General features: G+C 57.4%; 12 protein-coding genes. 8 read left to right on the top strand and 4 right to left on the bottom strand.

Annotated features, from left to right (window positions below; all coding sequences use genetic code 11):
- The 3 genes from U6037_RS13285 to U6037_RS13275 all read left to right on the top strand — a co-directional run bounded on the left by U6037_RS13285 (nucleotide 1) and on the right by U6037_RS13275 (nucleotide 4,633).
- A complete protein-coding gene (locus U6037_RS13285) occupies nucleotides 1–3,099 on the top strand; it encodes an efflux RND transporter permease subunit (protein WP_322847079.1) in 3,099 nt (1,032 codons plus the stop codon).
- Between the two features lie 141 nt (nucleotides 3,100–3,240).
- Complete coding sequence (locus U6037_RS13280) at nucleotides 3,241–3,882, top strand: DUF1345 domain-containing protein (RefSeq protein WP_034154234.1); 642 nt, start codon at nucleotides 3,241–3,243, stop codon at nucleotides 3,880–3,882.
- A 262-nt stretch (nucleotides 3,883–4,144) separates the two neighbouring features.
- Nucleotides 4,145–4,633, top strand: a complete 489-nt coding sequence (locus U6037_RS13275) for a hypothetical protein (protein WP_322847078.1) — start codon at nucleotides 4,145–4,147, stop codon at nucleotides 4,631–4,633.
- 57 nt (nucleotides 4,634–4,690) lie between these two features.
- On the opposite strand, the gene U6037_RS13270 is transcribed toward U6037_RS13275, so the two are convergent.
- The 3 genes from U6037_RS13270 to U6037_RS13260 all read right to left on the bottom strand — a co-directional run bounded on the left by U6037_RS13270 (nucleotide 4,691) and on the right by U6037_RS13260 (nucleotide 10,082).
- Nucleotides 4,691–6,940, bottom strand: a complete 2,250-nt coding sequence (locus U6037_RS13270) for an autotransporter outer membrane beta-barrel domain-containing protein (protein WP_416221712.1) — start codon at nucleotides 6,938–6,940, stop codon at nucleotides 4,691–4,693.
- A 208-nt stretch (nucleotides 6,941–7,148) separates the two neighbouring features.
- On the bottom strand, nucleotides 7,149–9,191 hold the full coding sequence (locus U6037_RS13265) for a hypothetical protein (protein WP_322847076.1): 2,043 nt from the start codon (nucleotides 9,189–9,191) through the stop codon (nucleotides 7,149–7,151).
- Between the two features lie 87 nt (nucleotides 9,192–9,278).
- On the bottom strand, nucleotides 9,279–10,082 hold the full coding sequence (locus U6037_RS13260; protein ID WP_322847075.1) for a hypothetical protein: 804 nt from the start codon (nucleotides 10,080–10,082) through the stop codon (nucleotides 9,279–9,281).
- A 216-nt stretch (nucleotides 10,083–10,298) separates the two neighbouring features.
- Here U6037_RS13260 and U6037_RS13255 point away from each other — a divergent pair, with 216 nt between their 5' ends.
- The 5 genes from U6037_RS13255 to U6037_RS13235 all read left to right on the top strand — a co-directional run bounded on the left by U6037_RS13255 (nucleotide 10,299) and on the right by U6037_RS13235 (nucleotide 15,646).
- Nucleotides 10,299–11,327, top strand: coding sequence for a LacI family DNA-binding transcriptional regulator (locus U6037_RS13255; protein ID WP_322847074.1), 1,029 nt, complete (start codon nucleotides 10,299–10,301; stop codon nucleotides 11,325–11,327).
- 151 nt (nucleotides 11,328–11,478) lie between these two features.
- Nucleotides 11,479–12,261: an AP endonuclease gene (locus tag U6037_RS13250; RefSeq protein WP_322847073.1), complete on the top strand. Its 783-nt coding sequence runs from the start codon at nucleotides 11,479–11,481 to the stop codon at nucleotides 12,259–12,261.
- Entirely contained in the window at nucleotides 12,254–13,297 is a 1,044-nt protein-coding gene (locus U6037_RS13245) for a sugar kinase (protein ID WP_322847072.1), read from the top strand. The genes U6037_RS13250 and U6037_RS13245 overlap by 8 nt, the downstream gene beginning before the upstream one ends.
- 59 nt (nucleotides 13,298–13,356) lie before the next feature.
- Nucleotides 13,357–14,655: an MFS transporter gene (locus tag U6037_RS13240; RefSeq protein ID WP_322847071.1), complete on the top strand. Its 1,299-nt coding sequence runs from the start codon at nucleotides 13,357–13,359 to the stop codon at nucleotides 14,653–14,655.
- 13 nt (nucleotides 14,656–14,668) lie between these two features.
- Entirely contained in the window at nucleotides 14,669–15,646 is a 978-nt protein-coding gene (locus U6037_RS13235; protein WP_322847070.1) for a D-glycerate dehydrogenase, read from the top strand.
- 127 nt (nucleotides 15,647–15,773) lie between these two features.
- On the opposite strand, the gene U6037_RS13230 is transcribed toward U6037_RS13235, so the two are convergent.
- Nucleotides 15,774–16,961: a pyridoxal phosphate-dependent aminotransferase gene (locus U6037_RS13230; protein WP_322847069.1), complete on the bottom strand. Its 1,188-nt coding sequence runs from the start codon at nucleotides 16,959–16,961 to the stop codon at nucleotides 15,774–15,776.
- Nucleotides 16,962–16,968 lie beyond the last annotated feature (7 nt).

Raw genomic sequence — 16,968 nt, 5'->3', positions numbered from 1 at the left:
ATGCCGCAGTTCTTTATCGACCGCCCGGTGTTTGCCTGGGTCGTCGCGTTGTTCATCCTGTTGGCCGGTGCGCTGGCCATCCCGCAGTTGCCCGTGGCGCAATACCCCGACGTCGCCCCGCCGCAGATCGAAATCTACGCGGTGTATCCCGGCGCCTCGGCGCAGACCGTCGATGAAAGCGTGGTCAGCCTGATAGAGGAGGAACTTAACGGCGCTGATCACTTGCTGTACTTCGAATCGCAGAGCAGCCTCGGCAGCGCGACGATCAAAGCCACGTTCCAGCCGGGCACCAACCCGGAACTGGCGCAGGTCGACGTGCAAAACCGCCTCAAGGTTGTTGAATCGCGGCTGCCGCAAGCGGTCAATCAGCAAGGTTTGCAGGTCGAAAAGGTTTCGTCCGGCTTCCTGTTGCTGATCACCCTGACTTCCAGCGACGGCAAACTCGATGACGTCGCGCTCAGTGATTATCTGGCGCGCAACGTGATGAACGAGATCAAGCGTCTGGACGGTGTCGGCAAGGCGCAGCTATATGGCGCTGAACGGGCGATGCGCATCTGGATCGATCCGCAAAAGCTGATCGCCTTCAACCTGACGCCGGCCGATGTCAACGCCGCCATCGTCGCGCAGAACGCCCAGGTGTCCGCCGGCAGCATCGGCGATCTGCCCAATCCGTCGAGCCAGGAAATCACCGCGACCATTCTGGTGAAAGGCCAGTTATCGACGCCGCAAGAATTCGCCGACATTGTCCTCAAGGCCAATCGCGACGGTTCAACCGTGCGCATCGGTGACGTGGCGCGGGTCGAGATCGGCAGTCAGGAATACCAGTTCGGCACGCGCCTCAACGGCAAGCCGTCCACCGCCGTTGGCGTGCAACTGTCGCCGGGCGCCAACGCGCTGAACACCGCGACGCTGGTGCGGGCGAAGATGGATGAGCTGTCGCGCTACTTCCCGGCAGGGGTGGAATACAAGATCCCGTACGATACCTCGCCGTTCGTCAAAGTCTCGATCACCAAAGTGGTTTACACCTTGGGCGAGGCGATGCTGTTGGTGTTCGCGGTGATGTTCCTGTTCCTGCAGAACGTGCGCTACACGCTGATCCCGACGCTGGTGGTGCCGGTGGCACTGATGGGCACGTTCGCGACCATGCTGGCGCTGGGTTTCTCGATCAACGTGCTGACCATGTTCGGCATGGTGCTGGCCATCGGCATTCTGGTGGATGACGCCATCGTGGTGGTGGAGAACGTCGAACGGATCATGGCCACCGAGGGCCTGTCGCCCAAGGAAGCCACGCGCAAGGCGATGACACAGATCACCGGCGCGATCATCGGCATCACCCTGGTGCTGGTGGCGGTGTTTATTCCGATGGCGTTCATGCAGGGCTCGGTCGGGGTGATTTACCAGCAGTTCTCGCTGTCGATGGCGACGTCGATCCTGTTCTCGGCGTTTCTCGCCCTGACCCTGACGCCGGCACTGTGCGCGACGCTGCTCAAGCCGATTGCCAAGGGCGAGCATCATGAAAAGTCCGGGTTCTTCGGCTGGTTCAACCGCCGCTTCGAGCACCTGACTGATCGTTATCAGGGCTGGGTCGGCTATGCGCTGAAACGCAGTGGCCGTTATCTGCTGATCTACGTTGTGCTGCTGGTGGGCCTGGGCCTGTGCTTCGCGCGTCTGCCCTCCTCTTTCCTGCCAGTGGAAGATCAGGGTTACACCATCACCGACATTCAACTGCCGCCCGGTGCGACCAAGAATCGTACGGTGGCCGTGGCTGAACAGCTTGAAGCGCATAACGCCGGCGAGCCGGGGATCAGCGACAGTGTGGTGATTCTCGGTTTCAGCTTCTCCGGCAGCGGCCAGAACGCAGCCTTGGCGTTCTCGACGTTGAAGGACTGGTCGCAGCGCAGCAGTGATGACTCCGCCAGCTCGATTGCCGATCGCGCCAACATTGCGCTGAGCGAGATCAAGGACGCCATGGCGTTCTCGGTACTGCCACCGCCCGTGGATGGCCTCGGCACGTCCAGCGGTTTCGAGTTCCGCTTGCAGGATCGCGGCGGCCTCGGCCATGCGACCTTGATGCAGGCGCGCAGCGAACTGCTCGCGGCGGCCGAAAAAAGTCCGGTGTTGATGAACGTACGTGAAAGCGCGCTGGCCGAAGCGCCGCAAGTGCAATTGATCGTTGACCGCAAACAGGCGAATGCCTTGGGCGTGTCGTTTGCTGACATCGGCAATGTGCTGTCCACTGCCGTCGGTTCCAGCTACATCAACGATTTCCCCAATCAGGGGCGCATGCAGCGGGTTGTCGTGCAGGCCGAAGGTGATCAACGCAGCCAGGTCGCCGATCTGCTGAAAATGCATGTGCGTAACAACGCCGGGCACATGGTGCCGCTCTCGGCGTTCGTGCAGGCCAACTGGATTCAGGGTCCGGCGCAGTTGACCCGTTACAACGGTTATCCGGCGATTGCGATTTCCGGCGAACCGTCAGCGGGGCACAGTACCGGTGAAGCCATGGCGGAAATCGAACGCCTGGTTGCGCAGGGGCCGAAAGGCCTTGGCCAGGAATGGACCGGGTTGTCGTTGCAGGAACGCTTGTCCGGCAACCAGGCGCCGATCCTGCTCGGTTTGTCGCTATTGGTGGTGTTCCTGTGTCTGGCGGCGCTGTACGAGAGCTGGTCGATTCCGACCTCGGTGTTGCTGGTAGTGCCGCTGGGCGTACTCGGCGCGGTGCTGGCGGTAACGTTACGCGGGATGCCCAACGATGTGTTTTTCAAAGTCGGCCTGATCACTATCATCGGTCTGTCGGCGAAGAACGCGATCCTGATCATCGAGTTCGCCAAGAGTCTGTATGACGAAGGTCACGACCTGATCGACGCGACGTTGCAGGCGGCGCGGTTGCGCCTGCGGCCGATCGTGATGACTTCGCTGGCGTTTATTCTCGGCGTGGTGCCATTGGCCATTGCAACAGGCGCAAGCTCGGCGAGTCAGCAAGCGATCGGTACCGGGGTGATCGGCGGAATGATCACTGCCACGCTGGCAGTCATCTTCGTCCCCGTGTTTTTCGTCGTCGTCATGAAGCTCGTACAACGTTTCACCAAACCCCACTGATCCAGACTGTAGGAGCTGCCAAAGGCTGCGATCTTTTGACTTTGCTTTTAGAAGATCAAAAGATCGCAGCCTGCGGCAGCTCCTACAAAAGCCAGGTGGCGTGCGCTATGGTGCAGAGACATTTCACCAACGTGATTCCCCATGCGCTTCCTCGCCCGCACTCACCCTCGCCTGTCTGCCGCCGCCCTCCTCGGCCTTGCCACCGGTCTCCTGGTCCCCGCCGACTCCATCGTCAGTAAAATCCTCATCGGCTGGAACGCTGGCGTCTGGACTTACCTGATCCTGATGTTCTGGCTGACCGTGCGCGCCAAGGCTCCGGACGTCAAACGCATCGCTGAAGTCGAAGACGAAAATGCCGGGCTGGTGCTCTTCGTGGTCTGCATCGCTGCGCTGGCGAGTCTGGCGACCATCACCTTCGAACTGGCCGGCAGCAAGGACCTGGAAACTACGCGCAAGCTCATGCATTACGGTTTCACCGCGCTGACGGTGATCGGTTCATGGCTGCTGATCGGAGTGATTTTCTGCGTGCACTACGCGAGGTTGTATTACACCTGGGATGGCAAGGAGCCGGCGCTGCGCTTTGCCGAAGGGCTGACCACGCCTAACTATTGGGACTTTTTGTACTTCTCGTTCACCATTGGTGTCGCGGTGCAGACAGCCGATGTGGGGGTGGCGACGCGGGATATTCGGAAAATCGTGCTCGCGCAGTCATTGATCGGGTTTGTGTTCAACACGGCTATTTTGGGATTTTCAATCAATATCGCGGCGGGACTGTTTGGCTGATTATTTTATTGTCCACCAAGACCGTCCTTCCAATCGGGCGGCGCAGATCCGCTAACCTGATGATCGGGAGCCTGAACCGTTTTAAACACTTTCCCCATGAAGAACTAACCTTCGCCAATAACCCAATTCGGAAATCACACTTCCTGCCAACTGTAAACTGTCAAGTCTGACAGTTTACAGTTGGCCTCATTAGCGTTCTGATAGCTCATCCCGAAAGTTTCCTGATAACGGGATATCTCGTCATGACATGGAGACCGCAAAAATGATCAATAAAATTCTCAAACGTAGAAATGCGATCGGCACAGGTGAGTGTGTAGGGACAATCAACACCGTAGAACAGTTTAAAGCAAGCCTGGTTGAGCTCTCCGAGCAAACCTTCCCGCTGCCGCATGGTAAGGCCTACGTAATGTTTGCCCGTCAACGTAAAACGGACTTCACGACCAAAGAAATCACCCTGTCCTTCTCCAAAAACCTGCCGAATGACAGCTACGAACTCACACCGACATCCCATGAGGTTCGCCTGACATTTGTCGACAACAGCGATCCAGCCAAGCCTGTGACTTACACTCAGCGTTCGGGGACAGCCATCATCGCTTATGATCCTGACTCAGCTACTCTTTCCGGGAACTTGAACAGCGTCGTGGTGGAGAATCGAGACGACGATGAGGAGAAAGAACTAACCTTGGATGTCAGATTTTCAGCAAAGGGAGACATCGTGAAATTGCGGGGATATCGGTCGATCGCCGCATAACCATAATGCCGGCAAACAAAAAAAAGGAAGCTTTCGCTTCCTTTTTTATTGCCTCGTTCACCAAATATAGCGAATCCCGATGTTGGCACCCAAGGGCTGCTCAAAGTACCGGCCGTTGCTGTACTCGAAATCGGCATGCACGCTGAAACTTCTGGCTATCGCTACAGCGACGCCAGCACCCAGTTCCCCACGAGAGCCGGACAGGTCATTGTTGAACACATTGTTATTCACTTGGGCTTCATTGTTCTTTGCAAACTCATGTGCCCAGGCAAGTCGAATATAAGGCTGTACAGTCCGCCCCTGATCCAGTTCGATATTTCGACCGGCAGTGACACCCACTTTACCGATAAATGAACGAGTTCGATCACCTTCTGCCTGCAGGTCATTACTCAAGGAATAATCCTTGCCCTCAATGACCACTGCAGACCATTGCGTGTAGGGCTCCAGGAAGTTTCCGTCAGCAAGACTGATGTGTTTACCGATTTCCACCGAACCACCGACCCCGGAATTGTCGTAATCACCCTTGGCCCGCGTTCCATCACTCAGCCCTACCTTGGCATCATTATTGAAGCGGTTGGCCTTCAATACTCCGTCAAAGTAATAACCGGTTTGCGCATCCAGCCAGGTCACATAGCCACCCACATAGTAGCTGTCCACGCTCCCGGAGGTGCCTGCGTCAAGATCGAGGTCGGATTGACTCTGACCCGCCATCACCCCGACCAGCCACTGCCCGTCACCCACCGGCAGCGGCGCATCCGCCCCTAAAGTAAACCCGCTCTGGCGTTGCTGATAGCCGACACCCGAGCCATCGGCGATGTTGTACTTGTTGGTGTAAGTACGCCCCCACGCGCCGGATTGACCACCATTGAAGCGCAATTCGCCCATACGCGTGCGCAATGAAGTCAATTCGCCCAGCCATACCGTTGAGGCCGTGTTGAACAGAGCGAGCACAGAGCGAGCCCCAGGACTGATGGTCCGCGTAGTGGGATCGAGTATCCAGTCGTTGCCACTTTTCGCCAGACCATAGGAATACGTCCCCAAATCGACATCACGGCTCATGAAAAACCGAGCGTCGCCGCCTGCGGTTTGCACCACGCGGACAGGTTGTCCGCTAGCAGGATCAAGACCACTGCTGGCAATCAGCAGTTCGTGTGTCCCTTGGGCGGTGCCCGTGATATTCAACACGTCCGTTTCACCCGTGGTGAAGTTGGTGCCCATCACAAAACGGCCATTGCCAGACAAGGACGTTACGTTGAGTTGATAAAAGGCGTCGGTAGCCCCGAAGACCACCGAGCCACCGTTGTTCAGGCTCAACTGGTCGATACTGCTATTACCCGTCAGTACCCACTGGGAACTGTCATTGATCGTGGCGCTGGCCACATTTTGCAGTTGGCCCGTCAGCTTCGAGTTGTTTTGCAGAGTCAAGTTTGTGGTGCTGCCCTGCTCCGTGACGATGTCACCATTGAGCGTACTGTCGTTGACTACCAGCGAAGCATCCGCCCCACCTCGGACATCCAGTAAGGTGCCGTTGCCAGCGAGCAAGCGCGAGTTGGTCAACGTAATGGCCGCTGTGGAATCCGTGGTGTTAGCCAAGTCGACCAGAATGGCAGCGCCGGTTTTGCCTTGCACTGTAGTGTTCTCAAGATTCAACGTCGCCGGTTGAACCTGGTTGAGATCGGAATCGATGACGACGCCTTCCCGACCACCAATGATAGAGCTGTTTCGGGCCGTCGCTTGACCGCTATTCAGCCGAAGTCCGTAGCTGCTGGCTCCGGTCCCGAGAAGGTCGGAATCGCTGAGGTTCAGGACGCTGAAGGCACTGACCAACGCTCCCCCGGTCACACCAGTGATCTTCGTGCCATTGGTGACAGAAACACGGGAGCCGTCCTGTGTATTGGCATCGCGAACCACTTGGAGTCCTACACGATTTCCGCTAATAGAACTGCTGTCGATCGTCGCTTGCGAGCTACTTAAAAAGACCGCCGCCAAGCCCCCGGTAGCTGAAACGGTCGCACCGCTCAGATTGACCGTTGACCCTTCGCGAGCCGATATCTGTTGCGTTGTGCTGCCAGGATTCACAATCAATGTGGAATTTTCAGAGTTGATGACCAGCGTTTGCGCGCCGTTGACCGTCAGCGTGGCGTTCTGGGAAAGGTCCCATCGTTCCGGCGTGCCGCCGTTTACCGTTTCCTCGCGGCCCACGACCGGTGCCGCGCTTGCGCAGGCACTCAAAATTGCCAACAACGAAGGGCTCAAAACTATGTAACGCCGCGTACGGCCTGGACCCGACAATAACTTACCCCGCATAGTGAATACCTGCTGTCTGACTGGTGAAATGGCAGTCGTAGCCATTCGTGGAGGGGCGTAAGGCTATAGAGAAGACTCATAAATTTATGTAGGACTTATCCTCAGTTAGTTGGCGAAAACTCTTTTGGGCTAGAAGATTGAATACCAGATGTCAGTAACCGGGGGAGGCGGTCACAAACTTTGCGATCGCGCCCCCCACAATCACCCATCATGGAACGGGAATAAACTCCTCACAAAAACGACCTTGACTGTCATCCAGATCCAGTGTGTTCACAGCAGGCAGCGAGTCCGGTGTCGGAGTACCGGAACTTCCCCCGCGGGAAATGGAATAAGTCACCGTGCCAATTTGCATATGAGCCGGCTTGAAATCTTCCTCGTAATCACCAATATTGATAATCACACCATCGGCTGGAAATGTCCCCGAGATTGGGTAAGTCACCGTTGCATCAGTATCGGGAATAGGTTTCGTCGGGTCCGCCTGTTCAAATGCCTGATACTTCAAAGTAATGGTTTCACCATCGACCGTATACGTATTGGGCATCACACGAACGAGCAGATTTCGTCTCTCGGTGCCATCATTTGGGATAGTCTCCGTAGGGAAGTTCAAGGTGGAGCATCCAATCCTTCTTACCGACCCCGCCAGGCCCAAAATTATCGGCGCAGCCATTTCAATCGGGAATGGCTCGACCCGGATACCCCTCGGTGACGACGGAGTTGGGTTGTTCGAGCCCGGAGTGTAGAGGGTATACCGTAGAACCTTGTTGGGCCCACTTTCCTGCTGTTGAATAACAGACCACGGAATAACACGAGTTATGTCGGTGCCCTCTTGACCTGTTGTTAACGCAATGGGGTCGCCAATCTGGATGTCGTCATAAAACAGATCGATCAGCCAACCTTCTTCTGTCGGGGGGGCAGCAAAAAGTTTGATAGTCGCAGTAATGGCGTCATCTCCGTAATCACCCTCCTCGATTGCGTTGTCAGTACCCGCCGTTGTCTTCAGCGTTGGCGCGTCCAGACCAATGGTTATTGGATCCGGACCGATATATGAAATATCAACATCGATTTCAACGTTTGAGTCAGCCAACGGACGGGTACCACGAAACATATTGAAACTAACATTGGTTTTAACTATGCCATCGGTATCGCCGTACACCCGTTTGACCAGATCATAGGGTGCGTAAAACGTCAGTTCGGTCTTGGTACCCACGCGCTGTTCGGGGCCTGCCTGTTCGCCCCCCCAGAAGCCGGCAATCGTATCCGTTGGAGCATTGGGAGTGGGGACTTTGACCTTGAACTCCACACCTTGAGGATCAAACTGAGTGTCTGCAAGATCGACCAAGTTGTCGCCATCGGTACCATTTGCCAGCGTGACAATCGGTGGTACCACCGTATCGGGATCGGGATCCTTGGCATGTTGAACGGTGCGCTGACTGAAGTTTGATCGGCGCCCTTCATTTCCCGGCAGATCTTTGGACACATAGATAAGCTGATTGGAACCATCAGCGGCATCGACAAACACTTTGACTTCAATTGCAGCTTCCCGAGCCGGCGACAGTACATCATTAAACACGGGAGTATCGCGGCCGGGATCCGGCGCGGGCCCGAAGAAAAATCTGTAAACGTCAGTTGCCTCGTAATTTGCGGGAATCGCGGGCTTGACGATGATATGGGTTTTGCCCTCGAGGTAGGCATCATCAATGGGAACATTCGGCCCTAAATCGGCAGGCCATGTAGGCGCTCCGGGGGTTCTGTCGGAGGGCGGATTTTTTACTTTGTAGGGCGGTGTAAGATCGATGGCGAAGGTAGTGGTAATGGATGCGACATCATTAATACCGCCAGAAAAGAAAATATATCGAAACTCCCATCGGGTCGGCGCTTCGGGCGTAAGTTCCTCTCTAAGCAAGCTGCGTCGAATCTTGTAAGGCACCGTCCAGTCTCGATCATCGATCTCACCGGGAATAATATACGGATAGTCTGGATCGGCTGGATCAACAACGTCCAGCCACGTCGTACCTGCTACTCGAATCTGTGGTATAAATGAATCTTCGTCGTGCTCAGCTGCCGGCTTTGGTACCACATATTCCAAATCACCGTTAAGAGAAGCAATCGGGATGCGCAAATCAGGAAGTAGTGTTTGCGCAGGGAATGTAACAGCTGGTGGCGGATCATCATCAATAGCGTTATGCACGGTGGACCTTGCTTTCAGCGCCGCCAGCCTGGACAGCTGTGCCCTTTTAACGATAGCGTTCATGATTCTCTCCATACGTTTGCATATCAGGAAAATTTCCTAGTCACTTGGTTATCACGCGCTTATTACTGACCACTGCCATTCCATACTTTACGGCCCGCATGGAAGTTCCTCGCCAACAACTATTCGATCGATTTTAACCACTGTGACTTTGGAGACCCCAACAAGTCTCCGGCCACGAAAAATTCGATACTGAACGACCGCTGAAGCATTCTTCACCATGGGTTTTATATGAACGTCATAAGGCTCGATCACCAGCGAGTATCCGTCTTTTATATCATTCTCGCTCAGTGGAGAACGGATACTTTTCTTACGAGCCCTCACGTACTCCACATCACTTCCGTTCAAACTTGGATAACCTCGCCAAAGCAACTCAACTCGATCTCCAACCTTGAATCCCGACAAGGGAGGAACAGACACTCTAACGCCCTCCCATATAGGCGGATCTGTGTGGCAGTTCAGATATCCATGGAAATCTTTATCGGGGCAATCCGGCTCATCGAGATCACGTGGAATGGGGGTGTGATCAATTGTTAGATTGCGAGGATCTGACCGTGAGAGTTGATCCGCAGTATCCAAAACCTCATAGCGCAACTGACCAACGCCGTTAACCTTCAGAAAGCTCGCATCGATAGGAATAATAAATTCTGGCTGGATGTCCGCTGCTGTGTAGGTATTTTCGATCTTGACCAGCGGCTGCCCTGGCTGATCAAAGTAAACCGTTAAAATATCCCTATCATCAGGCAGCGTTGCGTAACTGGGCCACAGGGGAATGACCACGTCGATTCCTGCCAGTAACAAATCCAGCGGGATATATCCGTCCGGGTCAATATCGGCATCTTCTACACCGATGACTCTCGGTGGATTAAAGTTTTGCGGCCCTCGGTTAGACATACGTCAAAGCCCCTTGATGCCTATTGGAATTGATGAAAAGCCTCGGTCCGATTAAACGTCTTGTCAGACTTCTTGCCTACTGTCATATCTGACAGGTATTTCGACCGCCGGTCGGAATATCGCCCTATCTGCAAATAAAATCGCTTGACGACTTTCCTGCAAATCGGATCTCCTGAAACCGGTTTCAGCGCATTTCTATAACAACAAGGTTCATTAATGAACGACTTCTTAACCGCCCAGCGCAGCCGCGTGACCATGCTCGACGTCGCCGAGCGCGCCGGCGTGTCCAAGGCCAGCGTCTCGCGCTTCATCGGCGATGACCGCGCTCTGCTCTCCGATGCCATTGCCCTGCGCATCGAGCAAGCCATTGCCGAACTCGGCTATCGCCCTAACCAAATGGCCCGAGGTCTGAAACGCGGGCGTACGCGCCTGATCGGCATGCTGGTGGCCGATATTCGCAATCCTTATTCGATTGCTGTAATGCACGGGGTGGAAACCGCCTGCCGTGCGCACGGTTACAGCCTGGTGGTGTGCAACACCGACCGCGATGACGAGCAGGAACGCCAGCACCTTGCGCTATTGCGCTCGTACAATATCGAAGGGCTTATCGTGAATACGCTGGGCCATCACCTTGACGAACTGCACGAGCTGCGCCGCGAGATGCCGCTGGTGCTGGTGGATCGCAAGGTCGACGGTCTCGACAGCGACATGGTCGGGCTGAATAACCCGCAAGCCGTGGAGATGGCGATCACGCATCTGGAGCAGCGCGGTTATCGGGATCTGGTGCTGGTGACTGAACCGTATGACGGCACCAGTTCGCGGATCGAGCGAGTCAGCAGTTTTCAGGCACAGATTGCCCAGCGTTCGGCGCTGACTGGGACGGTGCTGGAAACCGGCGATGATCTGCGCGCGCAACTGCAAACCTTTTTAAACACGCCCGGTGTCGGGCCAAAAGCGTTGTTTTGCGCCAACGGTGTGGCGGCGCTCGCCGCTACGACTGCGTTGCGCCAGATTGGCTGCCGGTTGTTTGAGGATGTCGGGCTGATTGCCCTGGATGATCTGGATTGGTATCCGTTGGTGGGTAGCGGGATTACTGCGCTGGCCCAGCCGACGCAAGAGATAGGTGCGCGGGCGTTTGAGTGTCTGCTCAAGCGCTTGCGTGGGGATGATGAGGTGGCGCGGGTGATGGATTTTGCGCCGGTGCTCGTGGAGCGTGGGTCGACCCGCAAGGTTGGCGGTGTCTGATCTGACGCCTTCGCGAGCAGGCTCGCTCCCACAGGTGACCGCGTTCCAAATGTGGGAGCGAGCCTGCTCGCGAAGGCGTCCGGAAGGACAAAACAGAAACATCTGATATTTTTTTGAACAAAAATGAAACCGGTTTCAGAGGTCAATAACAATGAATAAACCCGCCGTTTCCATCAGTTTGTCCAGCTACGGCGCCGAGCTTGTGCGCCAGCGCGGGCAGGATGCTTTCATCGATGTTCTGGCTGCGGCCGGGGCCAACCGCATTGAGTGGCGCGAAGAGCTGCTGACGCGTGAAGACCCTGCGCAATTGGCTCAGGCCACCCAGGCGCAGGGCCTGCTCAGCATCTATTCCTCGCCCACCGAACTGTGGCTGGCCGGTCAGCCACAACCGAATCCCGAATTGATCACAGCGCTGCTACAGGCCGAAGCGTTCGGTTCGAAATGGCTGAAAGTCTCCCTCGGCTACTTCACCGACAACAATGATCTGCAGGCCCTGGCCGAGCGCTTGAAACACAGCCCGGTGCAGTTGCTGGTGGAAAACGACCAGACCTTGCACGGCGGGCGCATCGAGCCATTTCAGCGTTTCTTCGCAGCCGTCGAGCAGCACAACCTGCCGATCAGGATGACCTTCGACATCGGCAACTGGCAGTGGCAGGACCAGTCTGCCACCAGCGCCGCGCGCTTGCTCGGCCGGCATGTCGGCTATGTGCACTGCAAAGCCGTGGCCCGTCGCGCCGACGGCAAACTGGTCGCGGTACCGCCGGCCGTCAGTGACCTGCATCTGTGGGAACAACTGTTGCGGCACATGGCCCAAGGCGTTATGCGCGCGGCCGAATACCCATTGCAGGGCGATGACCTGGTGCAACTGACCACCGAGCATGTCGCCGCCCTCGCCCGCCTCGGCCAATCCCGTCTGGAGCCCGCTCATGTCTGAGATCGATATTCTCTCGTTCGGCGAAACCATGGCGATGCTGGTCGCCGAGCAGACCGGTGATCTGGCGGCGGTCGAACACTTCCACAAACGCATTGCTGGCGCGGACAGCAATGTCGCGATCGGGCTGTCGCGTCTGGGTTTCAATGTCGCGTGGCTGAGCCGGGTCGGCAACGATTCGCTCGGGCGTTTTGTGGTCGAGACCTTGATCAAGGAAGGTCTGGATTGCAGCCACGTCGACGTCGATAAGCAGCACCCGACCGGTTTTCAGTTCAAATCGCGCAATGACGATGGCAGCGACCCGCAGGTCGAGTATTTCCGTCGCGGTTCGGCGGCCAGTTTTCTGTCGCCGCAGTCGATCACGGCCAGCCTGTTGAGCGCCCGTCATCTGCATGCGACTGGCATTCCTCCGGCGCTCTCGGCCTCGGCGCGGGAGATGTCCTTTGAACTGATGACGCGCATGCGCAATGCCGGGCGCAGTGTGTCGTTCGACCCCAATCTGCGCCCGAGCCTGTGGACCAGCGAGGGCGAAATGATCCGCGAGATCAACCGCCTCGCCGCCCTCGCGCATTGGGTGTTGCCGGGGTTGAGTGAAGGCCGCTTGCTCACCGGTTTCGAAGACCCGGCGGACATTGCGGCGTTTTATCTCGATCAAGGTGCCGAAGCTGTGGCGATCAAGCTGGGGCCGGAGGGGGCTTATTACCGCACGCATCTGGCGTCGGGATTCGTCGCCGGCGTGCCGGTGGCCAATGTCGTCGATACGGTCGGTGCCGGTGATGGTTTTGCGGTGGGGATGATCAGTGCCCTGCTGGAGCAGCAGAGTTTTGCCGAGGCGGTGCAGCGGGCGAACTGGATTGGCAGTCGGGCGGTGCAGAGTCGCGGGGATATGGAAGGCCTTCCGACCCGGGCCGAACTTTTCAGCGAATTTGAGGCCGCCATCGCTGGCAAGCCAGCTCCCACAAGGGTTGGTGGTGGCAATGCAATCTTTGACATACCCGAGATCCCTGTGGGAGCTGGCTTGCCAGCGATGAGGCCCTGACAGGCAACCGATTCATTGAACCTGCTGCGACAAAAACAACAAGCTCAGGAGCAACACCCATGAAAACCGCAACCCTCGCCACCCGCCGCTGGTGGTACATCATGCCGATTGTGTTCATCACCTACAGCCTGGCGTATCTCGATCGCGCCAACTACGGCTTCGCCGCCGCATCGGGCATGGCCGCCGACCTGATGATCACCCCGGGCCTGTCATCACTGCTCGGCGCGCTGTTCTTTCTCGGTTACTTTTTCTTCCAGGTACCCGGCGCGATCTACGCGCAAAAGCACAGTGTGAAGAAGCTGATTTTTGTCAGCCTGATTCTCTGGGGCGGCCTCGCTACATTGACCGGCGTGGTCTCCAACGCCTATTGGCTGATCGTCATCCGCTTCATGCTCGGCGTGGTCGAAGCCGCGGTGATGCCGGCGATGCTGGTGTATCTGTGCCACTGGTTCACCCGCGCCGAACGCTCGCGGGCGAACACGTTTCTGATCCTCGGCAACCCGGTGACGATGCTGTGGATGTCAGTGGTTTCAGGGTATCTGGTGCAGCATTTCAGCTGGCGCTGGATGTTCATCATCGAAGGCTTGCCGGCGGTGCTGTGGGCGTTTATCTGGTGGCGTCTGGCCGACGATCGTCCGGCCCAGGCCAAGTGGCTGAGTGTTCAGGAGAAGCAGGATCTGGAAAGCGCACTGGCCGCCGAACAGGTCGGCATCAAAGCGGTTAAGAACTACGCCGAGGCGTTCCGTTCGCCGAAGGTAATCATTCTGGCGCTGCAGTTTTTTTGCTGGAGCATCGGCGTTTACGGCTTTGTGCTGTGGCTGCCGTCGATTCTCAAGGCCGGTGCGCAAATGGACATGATCGAAGCCGGTTGGCTGTCGGCGCTGCCGTACCTGGCGGCGGTGATCGGCATGCTCGCGGTGTCGTGGGGTTCGGACAAGTTGCAGAAGCGCAAACGCTTCGTCTGGCCACCGCTGCTGATCGCGTCCATTGCGTTCTACGGCTCTTACGCACTGGGCGCCGAGCACTTCTGGTGGTCGTACACATTGCTGGTGATTGCCGGCGCCTGCATGTACGCACCTTACGGGCCGTTTTTTGCCATCGTCCCGGAAATTCTCCCGGCCAACGTTGCCGGTGGCGCGATGGCGCTGATCAACAGCATGGGAGCACTCGGCTCGTTCGGCGGCTCGTATCTGGTCGGTTATTTGAACAGCTCCACCGGTTCGCCCGGCGCTTCGTATCTGCTGATGAGTGGCGCGTTGCTGCTATCAGTGGTGCTGACGATTTTTCTCAAGCCCGGCGCCAGTGATCGCGTCGTCGCCAAAGCCGTCGCCACGCGTACCGTGCCGGCGCATTCCTGAAGAGACTTTTGCCATGAAAAAACAGGTCGTGTTGTACAAGAAACTTTCGCCCGCGCTGATGACGCGTTTGCAAGAACAGTGCGAGGTGACACTGATCGACAGCCTCGACGCCGACGGTCTGATGCAACTGCGCGACGCCCTGCCCCGTGCCCACGGCTTGCTTGGCGCCAGCCTGAAACTCGACGCGGCGCTGCTCGATCTGGCGCCGCAACTCGAAGCCATCGCCAGCGTTTCGGTGGGGGTCGACAACTACGACATCGATTACCTGAGCCAACGCCAGATCCTGCTCAGCAACACCCCGGACGTACTCACCGAAACCACCGCTGACACCGGTTTCGCGCTGATCCTCGCCGCTGCCCGGCGTGTGGTCGAACTGGCGAAAATGGTGCGCAGCGGCCAATGGAGCCGCAACATCGGCCCAGCGCATTTCGGCACCGATGTGCATGGCAAGACGCTAGGGATTATCGGTATGGGCCGCATCGGCGAAGCGTTGGCGCAGCGTGGGCATTTCGGTTTCGGCATGCCCGTGATCTATCACAGCCAGTCGCGCAAACCGGCGGTCGAGGCGCGATTCGATGCGCAATACCAAAGCCTCGAAGAACTGCTAAAGCAGGCCGATTTCATTTGCCTGACCTTGCCGTTGACGGCGCAGACCGAAGGCTTGATCGGCGCCGAGCAGTTCGCGCTGATGCGCCCGGAAAGCATCTTCATCAATATCTCACGGGGCAAAGTAGTCGATGAGGCGGCGATGATCGATGCGCTGCGTCATCAGCGGATTCGTGCGGCGGGGCTGGATGTGTTTGAGCGTGAACCGCTGAATCATGATTCGCCGCTGTTGCAGCTGAACAATGTGGTGGCGACGCCGCATATGGGTTCGGCGACGCATGAGACGCGTGAGGCGATGGCGCGCTGTGCGGTGGAGAATCTGTTGGCGGCGCTGAAGGGAGAGAAGCCGGCGAATCTGGTGAATCCATCGGCCTGGCAGGGCTGAATTAATCGGTGGCTGTAATGCCGCCTTCGCGAGCAGGCTCGCTCCCACACTGGATCTTCAGTGCTCACAAAACCAATGTGGGAGCGAGCCTGCTCGCGAAGAGGCCGGGACAGGCAACACAAAACCATCAGGCACTACGCGCCTGTAAAAGCTGCGCCGCACACAAGGCAATCCGCGCACAGGCATCCGCCAGTTTCACCCGGTCCAGCACCAAACCAATGCGAATATGCCCCGCCGCACTCGGCCCGAACGCTTCACCGGCCAGCACCGACACGCCATAGCCCTCCAGTAACTGCTCGGCAAATGCCTGGGCACCGAGCCCGGTCTGGCGCACATCGACCATCACGAACATGCCGCCGTCCGGGCGAATCGGGTACAACCCCGGACAACCGTTTAGACGTTCGCAAACCAGATCCCGACGCAGGCGATACTCCTCGCGCATCTGCGTCACTTCCGGCAAATCGCTTTCCAACGCAATCTGCGCAGCTTTCTGCACAAAATCCGGCAACCCGAACAACATGCTCAACGACAAATTGACCAAATGCTCGGCCAGCGATTTCGGCCCGATCATCCAGCCGATACGCCAGCCGGTCATGGCGTGGGATTTCGACAGGCTGTTGATCGTCGCCGTGCGTTCGGCCATACCCGGCAAACTCGCCGGACTGACGTGCTGACCTTCGTAGAGCAGCTCGCTGTAGACCTCGTCGCTGATCAGCCACAAGTCATGCCGTACGCACAGCGCCGCCAGTTCCTGCCAGATCAGCAGTGACAGGCTCGCGCCGCTGGGGTTGTTTGGACTGTTAAGCAGCATGGCGCGGGTTTTCCGTGTGATGCGCGCAGCAACATCGCCCGGATCGACACGAAAACCGTTTTCCGGGCGCACCGGCACCGGCACCACTGTCGCCCCGCAAGCGCCAAACACGCCTTCGTAGGTGACATACATCGGTTCGGCGACGATCACCTCATCGCCCGGATCCAGCAGACATTGCGCCACCGAATACACCGCGCATTGCGCGCCAGGCATGACGATCACATGGTCGGCATCGACCGCTTGCCCGCTGTGTCGACGATGGCGCTCGGCAATCAGCTTGCGTAACGCCAAACGACCACGCACTTCGGAATAATGGGTATCGCCGGCCAGCAAGCTGTCGATCGCGCCGTGGACAATGGGCAGCGGTGTATCGAAATCCGGATCGCCCACGCTCAGCAGCAGGATATCGACACCCTCGGCGCGCAACTCCAGCGCTCGGTCGTGAATCTGCCAGGCGGCGGCTCCTTCGCCGGCGATTCGTTGGGTCAAGGCTGAATAGCGCATGTACGTC

The organism is Pseudomonas sp. B33.4, assembly GCF_034555375.1.
Taxonomy (GTDB): domain Bacteria; phylum Pseudomonadota; class Gammaproteobacteria; order Pseudomonadales; family Pseudomonadaceae; genus Aquipseudomonas.
The sequence above is the reverse complement of the archived record's forward strand: the minus strand, read 5'-3'. Positions and strand labels throughout refer to the sequence as shown.